A 9,015-nucleotide genomic window follows, 5' to 3' on the forward strand; every position below is an offset into this window, starting at 1 on the left:
ACAATGGACTGAAATGTTGGCGCGGTTCCAGACCTAAGGCCCTATCTAAAGGAATGAAACTTTTCTCACCTTGTTTCCGAAGACGACGGCGTTTAAAAGTTACTGTATCAAACAAAAAGGTTATCTGACGTTCCTCCAAACGATCAATAGACCAACCATCTTCTAAATAGGGCTGAATCAGAAATTTATCCAGCAATTCTAGACAGTGGCTTAGAGAATCTATGAATAACTCAGAAAAAAGCAATGAAAAAACTTCCTCAACTTCGGATAAATTTTGACAGTCCTTTAATTTCTCGAAAATCTCTGATACAATAGTCATAGGTTCTATATCCTTTCGGGTTGATTTTGCACTTCCTAGGATATAGGACTTTTTTATTTTTTTCAATCGGCTACCGAGAATTATTTTACACTAACCAAGCTTATTTATCTCATTTGTCGTCAAAACAAAAATTTTGGTTATTGATATCCAGATACTAAATGACATCAGCCGCAAATGTTAAAAGTCATCTCTATACCATTATTTCAGATATGCTTTTAACATTAAGGATCCCCTCGTTCGTTAGAGCATTTTACCTTGGATTGCTATAGGTTATGAAACTGGTTTTGATTGGTTTCAATTGTACTAATTAGTTATTTTTTGGTACAATAAGGTCATGAAAGAATTATTTGAAAAAGAAGTCTTAGATTTAAAAACCATGATTGTTTTCCGAAAGGCTGATCGTTCCATTCGCTGTTTGGAGCAAAAGGCGGCACGGGATCATGGTTTAACCCCGAGTCAATTCTCCGTTCTCGATACTCTTTATGCCAAGGGTAAAATACGGATTCAAGATTTGACTGATCGTATGTTAGCAACCTCAGGGAACATGACCGTTATTATCCGCAATATGGAGCGGGATGGTCTGATTACGCGTGTTTGCGATCCTTCGGATCGCCGAGCCTTCCTGATTGAATTAACTCCCCAAGGTAAGGAACAAATTGAAGCTATTTATCCTGAACATATCGCTTATGTCAAGGAAGCTCTTTCTGTTTTAACCCAAGAGGATAAAGAAGATTTAATTCGGATTTTGAAAAAATTTAAAAACTTGAGCTAAATTGTTGCTAATTAGTAATAAATGTTCTATACTATGATTTGTAAAGAAAAAGGAGAATAAGAAATGAAAAATATTCTATTTATCGTCGGCTCACTACGTGAAGGTTCCTTCAACAAACAAATGGCTGAAACAGCTGAAAAAGTCCTTGAAGGCAAAGCCAATGTTAGCTACTTAGATTGGAAAGATGTCCCTGTCTTTTCTCAAGACTTGGAAGTTCCAACTCCAGCTCCTGTTGCTGCTGCTCGTGAAGCTGTCCAAGCTGCAGATGCTATCTGGATCTTCTCACCAGTCTACAACTTCTCTATTCCTGGATCTGTTAAAAACCTTCTAGACTGGCTCAGCCGTGCGTTGGATCTTTCAGATACTACTGGAGCTTCTGCTTTGCAAGACAAGGTATCTACTGTATCCCTTGTGGCTAACGGTGGTCACGACCAAGCTGCAGACATCTATCGCAACTTGATGCCATTTATCCGCACTCAATTTGTGGACCAAGTGACTACATCACGTGTGAATGACTCTGCTTGGGTAGATGGTACATTCGTTGCTTCTGAAGAAGTTATCGCTGATTTGAACAAACAAGCTGATGCTCTTCTTGAAGCCCTCAACTAATAGTCGAAAAAAGTTAGAACACCAAAAAACCTTTGCTCACAATAAAGCAAAGGTTTTTAGCATTATTTAATGTTTAATCTTCTCCTCTAAAGAAGCCTTGATCCTGTAAGGCCGCTAGGGTTTCTGCTCTTTTAGCAGGTGAGTGAGCCATTTCTTTCGAAATTTTGCTTGTGAAGGCTTCGAGGCGATTGTTAAAGGAGCGAAGATCATAGTAGGCTTCAATTTCTTTATCATAACCTTCGAGAGCCTGGCTCGGATTTTCCAATTCTTGATACTGGTTTTCCATGTGGATGATCTTTCTTGGTAAGCGAGGCTTGATCTGCGGATCCTGATCCGGCCAACCTAAAGCCAGGCCTACGGCTGGGTAGACATATTCTGGTAAAGCCAGAAGTTGGCAAAGTTGCTTGGGATCGTTAAGGATGCTGCCGAGGTAGACAGTTCCAATCCCTAGGCTTTCTGCAGCCACTACCATGTTCTGAGCTGCCAAGAGGGCATCTGCATAAGCAGATAAGAAGCGTTCTGGGCTACCTTGTACCAGTGCCGGCGCACCTTGTGCTTCTGCAATTTTCGTATTTCTTGCCTGGTCCACTAAGAAAACAAAGAGCTGTGGGGCAGACTCGATGTAAGCCTGCTGGCCAATTTCAGCTAATTCCTTCTTCAGGCTCGGATCTGTAATGCTTAGGATTGAATAGGATTGCCGGAAGTTGCTGGTTGGAGCCTGTTGGGCAACCTCCAATAGGAGATTCAATTCTTCTTGTGCTAGCTCTTGCTGGCGAAATTTTCGAATACTACGATGGTGTAATAGCGATTGAATGGTTTCGTTCATGATACCTCCTATATTTCTCGGACAAAAATCCAATCCTTGGAATCCGATAATTCCTCTTGATAGACAAAGCCTGCCACATTCATATCTTTAATTTCCTCCAATTCTTGAATCGGATTTTCCGCCAGGGCTTGGATTAATAGACCCCGCCCTTTTTTGGAGATAGTGGAGTGCGTTTTGAAGACACCTCCCTTTTTTTCTTTAAATTGGATTCGGATAAAATTGTCTCTGACTTCCTTGGAGAATACTTGCTCAAATTCAGATGAGAGCAGAGAAAGCACGGCATCTTTGCCGATCGCAGCATCAAAATGGGGACGCCAGAATTGACTCAAACTTTGTCCCGCTACTTGGAGGGGAACTTGAAAGTCCAAGCGATGAGCCGCCATGGGAGTCAAAATAGGTACACATCCATAAAGACTAGAGGTAATGTAGACTTGGTTCCAGAAAGGATTGTCAACTTGTTCGCGATTGAATTGCCGATACATGAGCCCATTAAAAAGTTGCAGAGCTGGCTTGCTCTTAGCCTGGCCTTGACGCAAAGCTGTGAAGCGGTCTTCTTCTTCCTTTGCCTTATCCTCTTTTAATTTGAAAAAAGCCGACCAGTCTTCAACTTGCTCTAAAGCCTCAAGGACAGCTTGACCAGCTGGAGATAGTGGCTGGCTTTCCGTAAACGTCCCAGACATATCTAATTCCTTAGCTGTGGGCAGTAAAATCTTCATCATTTTCCTTTCTAATGTCAGGTCTCCTCCAATCATGTGATAGGATTTAACCAAGTGACTTAGGATCTCTTCATGTGGATAACGACCATCCAAGGGAATGCTAACCCAGTACTTCTTGTTCATATGGAAGCCTGGATAAGCCTTGTGGCTTTTAATGAGCTCCGAAACCTGGTCAGACTTGACGGTTAAAATCGTGACTGGACCTTCATTGCGCGGATCAATTTTAACCCAATCGATTTCCTGAACCACTCCAAACCAACTTTGTTTGGAGCCATAACGAAAGACGGCCGCTTTGGGATGAGCTGTCCAAAGAAATTCTAACTCCCAACCCCAACGAATAGTTACCAGTTGAAGCAGAGATTCTGCTTGATCGGAAAAGACTGTTGGAGGTTGACTGATCAGCCTCTCCATGTGACCTAATCGGTCCCATAACACCTCCCGCACTTGGCCAACATAAGCCCCCTTGCTAGAAGGAATAAAAGCCAAAGGATAATCAGACTCCGCGTGAGGATCCCAGAGACTGATGTCCATCTTGGACGCTTGAGAATCCCATTGGAGGCGGAGCGCAAGCTCCACCTCCTCCAAGAGTTCCTGGTAGTGATAGGTATCCCCATCCTTAAAAAAACCAACAGCTTCCAGTCTCTGTTCATAAATGGGATTTTGAAAAAAGCTTGAACGCCAGTCCATTAGCCAACAACCTTGGTCCCATGAAGTTGATCTACGCCAAACCGTTGAGCAATTTTATCACGATTTTCTAGATTGATCCCTCCGCCAAGCAAAATCTCAATTTTCCCAGCGGCGCGTGCGACGATTTGATCAAGCTGCTCTGCATAGAACCAGATATCTTGATCTTGCGGACCACCGTGAGTCAGAATTCGTTTAAATCCAGCTTGAGCTAACCAATCCAAGGACTCCAAGCGTTGTTCCCAAGGAATTTGGTCAAAGGCCATATGGAAAACAGCTTCGTCATCACCCACTGCCTTCAAGAGCTTTTGAAGATTTTCTTTGTCCAAGCTTCCATCTTTCAATAAAGCCCCAAAAACAAAGGACTGGATTCCCATCTCCTTGGAAACTTGAATCTGCTCCACCATTAGCTCCACTTCTTCTGGACTATAGACGAAATCCCCACCTCGTGGACGAATCATGAGTGCAATGGGAAGACCCAGTGGTAGCGCTTCTTCAATCATTTCTGGACTCGGAGTAACACCTCCTACAGACAAATCTCCACACAACTCCACACGCTCTGCCCCTGCCTCCAAAGCAAAAGGAATCAACTTGACATCTTCCGTACAAAATTCGTATAACATTTGTTCACCTCCATGTATTCCTATTCTTATTATACAAAAAACTCAGGTCGCTGTTGACCTGAGTTGACTGGTACTCTATTTTTTCGCCCGCTGCTCCCAGTAAGCAGCGTTTTTAACACCCAGACTAGTTGGGTTGAAATCAGGATTTTTCCCTTCTTTTCTTTGTTTTTCATAATCTTTCAATAATGTAAACGCAAGAGGGGAAAGGAAGAGAATAGCGGTAACGTTGAGCCAAACGGTAATTCCACTAGCAATCTCCCCCATGGTCCAAGCCATTTGACTAGAAGCAATTCCTGAGTAAATCAACATCCCTACCATCAAAATCTGCATAATCGTAAGGGGAACTTTCAACTTTTCAGGCTTCAACAAATAGCGAAGATTGGTTTCCGCAATATAGTAATAACTCATCAAGGTTGTAAAGGCAAAAAATACCAGCGCAAGGGCCACAAATACAGGTCCGAAGTTGCCTAAAACAGAAGAAAGAGCCGTTTGCGTATAGAGAGCACCTGCACGATCGGGGTTGGTATCTGCCAAATGGGCCACCACCGGATTTGAATTCGCATCAAAAACATTGTAAGACTTGGTCAAAAGAATGACTAAAGCTGTCCCTGTGCAAACAAATAGTGTATCGATGTAGACAGAAAAGGCTTGTACCAAACCTTGTTTAACTGGATGGGAAACTTGGGCAGACGCTGCAGCAGCAACTTGAGACCCTTGTCCAGCTTCGTTTGAGTAAACTCCCCGTTTAACCCCATAAGAAATGGCTGAACCAAGCAAGCCCGCAAACATAGGTTCTAACCCAAACGCAGAATTAAAAATCAACTGGAAGACAGGGATAACTTGATCGAAATTCGCAAAAATAATCACGAAAACCATTAGGAGGTAAATACCTGCCATAAAAGGAACCACAACTTCCGCAATTTTAGCAATACGCTGAATTCCACCCAAAACAATCATCAAAAGTGCAGCTACTACCACCAAGGTAGTAGCAAGTGGAGGAATACTCAAGGCATTATTCATAGCCACACTGATTCCATTAACCTGAATCCCAGACATGAGAAAGGCAAAGGAGAACGCTAAAATAAAAGCCATGGCCATCGCCAATTTCCTTAATTTAAGCCCTTTTTCGATATAGTAGGCTGGACCACCGTAAAAATGACCATCGACCTCTTCTTTATAGACTTGACCTAGGGTTGTCTCCACAAAGGCAGATCCAGCCCCGACAAAGGCAATCACCCACATCCAAAAAACAGCTCCTGGTCCACCAAATGCAATGGCCGTGGCAACACCCGTAATATTCCCAGTCCCGACTCGACCAGAAAGAGCTACTGAAAGTGCTTGGAAAGAAGATATTCCTTGTCCATCCTCAGGTTTTTCAAACATCATCCGAATCATTTCTGGAATCATCCGAATTTGAACAAACTTGGTACGAATTGTGAAATACAAACCTGCTCCAATTAGAAAAGCCAGCAATGCTGGGCTCCAAATCCAATCAGACAGCGTTCTGACGAAATCCATTTACTTAGTAATCCTTTCTTAATTGCTCTAGATTTTTTTCAAAAATATCCGGTAAAGGTGCTGAAAACACCATTGTTTCCCCAGTTCGAGGATGCGTGAAGCCCAGCTGAGCCGCATGCAGAAATTGTCCATGACCACTCAAGGTTTTCTTTGGGCCATAGAGTGGATCACCGGCAACTGGGTGACCAATGTAAGCCATGTGAACCCGAATTTGATGGGTACGACCTGTTTCTAACTGCAACTCCACAAGACTATAGTTCCCAAAGCGTTCCAAGACTGTGAAACGAGTGAGGGCGGGTTTGCCACTGGCTTGGACTGCCTGCTTCTTCCGATCTTTCTCACTCCGACCAATTGGAGCTTCAATCACTCCCTTGTCACTTGGCAGGTTGCCATGCACCAAGGCCAAATACTTCCGTAGGGATTTTTTTTCTTTTAATTCCTGTGCCAGTTTTTCATGGGCTTGATCATTTTTGGCGACCATTAGAAGGCCAGAAGTATCCTTGTCAATCCGGTGGACAATCCCTGGCCGCATGACACCATTGATACCAGATAAATCTTGGACATGATAAAGCAAGGCATTGACAAGGGTTTCATTCGGATGGCCAGGGCTCGGGTGCACTACCATTCCCTGTGGCTTATTCACAACTGCCACATCTTGGTCTTGATAGACTAAATCGAGAGGAAGATTCTCTGGCTGGATATCCAATTCCTCCGGTTCTGGCAGTTGATAAGAGATGATATCCCCTTCCGCGACAGCATACCTCGGCTTTTTAGCCTGACCATTCACGAGAACAAGGCCAGCCTTTATCTGTTCATTGGCCAGGCTTCGAGATAGTTCTGTGTTTTCAGCCAAGACCTTGTCTAGGCGCTCTCCACCTATTTCTACCTTAAACTCCATCTTCATCCTCCCTTAAGAGATCTAAAATTAAAATAGCAACTCCAACAGTTAAGTAGGTATCTGCCAGATTAAAAACGGCAAAATCGATAAAGGTGAGTTGGAACATATCAACCACAAAACCTTGGCTAGCCCGATCAATAAAATTGCCTATACCCCCAGCCATCATTAAAGCCAAACCAACTTGACGCTCCCATTGATTGACTCTAGCCTTGAAAAAGTAGTAGCCAGCGACTCCCATGGCCAAAGCGGTTGTTAAGAAGAAAAACCAAAACTGTCCTTGAAGCATCGAGAATGCGGCTCCTCGATTCTGCAAATAGGTCAAATCCATAATTCCCGGCCAGAAGGTTAACTGTTCGCCAATGGTAATATGGTCCACGACCCAGGATTTCAAAAGTTGGTCGCCCACTATCAAGAAAAAGCCGAGAATCAACAATAAAACTTTTCTAGACATAACCAATCTCCTCTGCTGCTTCAACTAGCAATTCCAAGAAGTCCTGGGCAATGGCTGACAACTCAGTACCTGAACGGTAAGCACAAACCATGGTATTCTTACGTCCTTCCTTGACCGGCAAGGCCACGATCCCCGGACTCACTTCCTTGTCTAAAAAACCAGATCCTGTCGCATAGCCATGGGTCCGTTTTAACAGACCATTCAAGGTTGCCCGATCCGTTACTTCATAAAGCACCGGACTCGTTGAGGTATCAAAAAAGTTTTCAGAATAATAGAGGTACTCATCTTTTTCTTGGGTAAAGCGAACCGTAGGATAATTCTCCAAGTCTGACATGGAAATCTCACTTTTTTCAACCAAGGGATGATTTTCCGCTAGATAAATATGAGTCGGGAATGAAAATAGCTCTTGTATTTCCAAATCCATTTTCTGTAACTTTTGCTGAATCCCTTTTTCATTTTGACTGTTCAAATAAAAGAGACCAATCTCACTGTGTCCCTTATATACCTCATCTAGGATTTGCAAGGTCGTGGATTCAAACAGTCGAAAATCTCGATGTTCAGGCCAGAGACTCGCTAACTTATTTAAAATATCGGGTAAGAAGTCATAATGCTGACCCGCCACAGAAAACTCTGTTGCTTCTTCTGGAGATTGGTATTGATTTTCTAGGACATCAAATTCCTGAACCAAATTCTTAGCCTTTTCATAGAAAGGCATCCCCCTTTGGGTCAAGAATGTCCCTGAATTGGTCCGATTAAAAATCTTAAAGCCAAGCTCCTGTTCCAAATCCCGAATCGACATGGACAAACTCGGTTGACTAATGTACAACTTCTCCGCCGCTTCTCGGAAGGTGCCACTATTGGCCAATGCCACCACATTCCGCAATTGTTGAATATTCATATTCCTACCTGTTTCAAAAAACTTCCTTCTATTGTACACTATGTCAGCCAAAAATTCTAGGTCTATCAAGGAAAAAAGCCCTTACAAGTAACTCTATACTCTTTGAAAATCAAATTTAACCGTTGTCAGATCAGACAGTCTAGTAGACTGTCTGAGATTCTAGTTGAAAAAACGAAGTTTTTGTCAACTTTGCCGTACTTATTGTATGTGTCAAGTTATTCTCGGAAATTTGAAAAATCAGTCTCAAATCTAGGACGTGCGTGAATTTCAGTTTGAAAATTGCAAAAACACATAAATATCATTGTCATTCAAATTGAATGATTCAGTAAGTCAATCTCCACCTTATCGTTCTTAGTGTTTCTAATATGCAGGTCTTCATATTAGGTAGTGCGGGTCAGATAGCATTGTATGCTATCTGAGTTACAAGATAAGGAGAGCAAAGCTCTCTACAAAGCAGCCTTTAGTAAATGGCTAAGTGATTCGATTCCCGAATCACTTAGCATCACTAGATTTCGAGCCAAGGTCTCGAAATCTCCGTCATTTAGCAGTTGTTTCTCAACTGCTAATGATTCCACTACGGTATGAAGACCTGCTTCTTTATTCCTTCCGAACGATCTAAAATAAACTCGATAAGCGTCCCATAGCTGAACTCTTGGGACCATACACTGGTATGGTTGCCTGTGGAATAGTGTGCTCTTTGT

10 protein-coding genes are annotated in these 9,015 nt (G+C 42.8%); 2 read left to right on the top strand and 8 right to left on the bottom strand.

Annotated elements, in window-relative coordinates; all coding sequences use genetic code 11:
* Positions 1 to 319: UPF0236 family protein (locus I1A59_RS08410; protein WP_196092330.1), on the bottom strand; the 319-nt coding region annotated here is incomplete at its 3' end.
* A 334-nt stretch (positions 320 to 653) separates the two neighbouring features.
* On the opposite strand from I1A59_RS08410, the gene I1A59_RS08415 reads away from it, so the two are divergent.
* Positions 654 to 1,091, top strand: coding sequence for a MarR family transcriptional regulator (locus I1A59_RS08415; RefSeq protein ID WP_196092331.1), 438 nt, complete (start codon positions 654 to 656; stop codon positions 1,089 to 1,091).
* Between the two features lie 63 nt (positions 1,092 to 1,154).
* The gene (locus I1A59_RS08420; protein ID WP_196092332.1) at positions 1,155 to 1,700 is read left to right on the top strand and encodes an NADPH-dependent FMN reductase; all 546 of its coding nucleotides are present in this window, start codon (positions 1,155 to 1,157) and stop codon (positions 1,698 to 1,700) included.
* 73 nt (positions 1,701 to 1,773) lie between these two features.
* Here the strand turns inward: I1A59_RS08420 and I1A59_RS08425 are convergent, their stop codons facing one another.
* The 7 genes from I1A59_RS08425 to I1A59_RS08455 form a co-directional block, all read right to left on the bottom strand.
* Complete coding sequence (locus I1A59_RS08425; RefSeq protein ID WP_196092333.1) at positions 1,774 to 2,526, bottom strand: NADPH-dependent oxidoreductase; 753 nt, start codon at positions 2,524 to 2,526, stop codon at positions 1,774 to 1,776.
* An 8-nt stretch (positions 2,527 to 2,534) separates the two neighbouring features.
* Complete coding sequence (gene yaaA / locus I1A59_RS08430; protein ID WP_196092334.1) at positions 2,535 to 3,929, bottom strand: peroxide stress protein YaaA; 1,395 nt, start codon at positions 3,927 to 3,929, stop codon at positions 2,535 to 2,537.
* Entirely contained in the window at positions 3,929 to 4,549 is a 621-nt protein-coding gene (locus I1A59_RS08435) for a copper homeostasis protein CutC (RefSeq protein ID WP_196092335.1), read from the bottom strand. The genes yaaA and I1A59_RS08435 overlap by 1 nt, the downstream gene beginning before the upstream one ends.
* A gap of 75 nt (positions 4,550 to 4,624) precedes the next feature.
* Positions 4,625 to 6,067, bottom strand: a complete 1,443-nt coding sequence (locus I1A59_RS08440) for an alanine/glycine:cation symporter family protein (RefSeq protein ID WP_196092336.1) — start codon at positions 6,065 to 6,067, stop codon at positions 4,625 to 4,627.
* A 4-nt stretch (positions 6,068 to 6,071) separates the two neighbouring features.
* Positions 6,072 to 6,965, bottom strand: coding sequence for an RluA family pseudouridine synthase (locus I1A59_RS08445; RefSeq protein WP_196092337.1), 894 nt, complete (start codon positions 6,963 to 6,965; stop codon positions 6,072 to 6,074).
* Positions 6,955 to 7,416, bottom strand: coding sequence for a signal peptidase II (gene lspA, locus I1A59_RS08450; RefSeq protein ID WP_196092338.1), 462 nt, complete (start codon positions 7,414 to 7,416; stop codon positions 6,955 to 6,957). Before lspA ends, I1A59_RS08445 begins: the two co-directional genes overlap by 11 nt.
* Positions 7,409 to 8,314, bottom strand: a complete 906-nt coding sequence (locus I1A59_RS08455; RefSeq protein WP_196092339.1) for a LysR family transcriptional regulator — start codon at positions 8,312 to 8,314, stop codon at positions 7,409 to 7,411. Before I1A59_RS08455 ends, lspA begins: the two co-directional genes overlap by 8 nt.
* Positions 8,315 to 9,015 lie beyond the last annotated feature (701 nt).

This window comes from Streptococcus sp. NLN76 (genome assembly GCF_015686645.1).
Lineage (GTDB): Bacteria > Bacillota > Bacilli > Lactobacillales > Streptococcaceae > Streptococcus.

Bases quoted from the DNA above. Each gene is read 5' to 3' on its own strand.
- yaaA (WP_196092334.1), bottom strand. From the start codon at position 3,929: ATGGACTGGCGTTCAAGCTTTTTTCAAAATCCCATTTATGAACAGAGA.
- lspA (WP_196092338.1), bottom strand. From the start codon at position 7,416: ATGTCTAGAAAAGTTTTATTGTTGATTCTCGGCTTTTTCTTGATAGTG.
- I1A59_RS08420 (WP_196092332.1), top strand. From the start codon at position 1,155: ATGAAAAATATTCTATTTATCGTCGGCTCACTACGTGAAGGTTCCTTC.
- I1A59_RS08445 (WP_196092337.1), bottom strand. From the start codon at position 6,965: ATGGAGTTTAAGGTAGAAATAGGTGGAGAGCGCCTAGACAAGGTCTTG.
- I1A59_RS08435 (WP_196092335.1), bottom strand. From the start codon at position 4,549: ATGTTATACGAATTTTGTACGGAAGATGTCAAGTTGATTCCTTTTGCT.
- I1A59_RS08415 (WP_196092331.1), top strand. From the start codon at position 654: ATGAAAGAATTATTTGAAAAAGAAGTCTTAGATTTAAAAACCATGATT.
- I1A59_RS08425 (WP_196092333.1), bottom strand. From the start codon at position 2,526: ATGAACGAAACCATTCAATCGCTATTACACCATCGTAGTATTCGAAAA.
- I1A59_RS08455 (WP_196092339.1), bottom strand. From the start codon at position 8,314: ATGAATATTCAACAATTGCGGAATGTGGTGGCATTGGCCAATAGTGGC.
- I1A59_RS08440 (WP_196092336.1), bottom strand. From the start codon at position 6,067: ATGGATTTCGTCAGAACGCTGTCTGATTGGATTTGGAGCCCAGCATTG.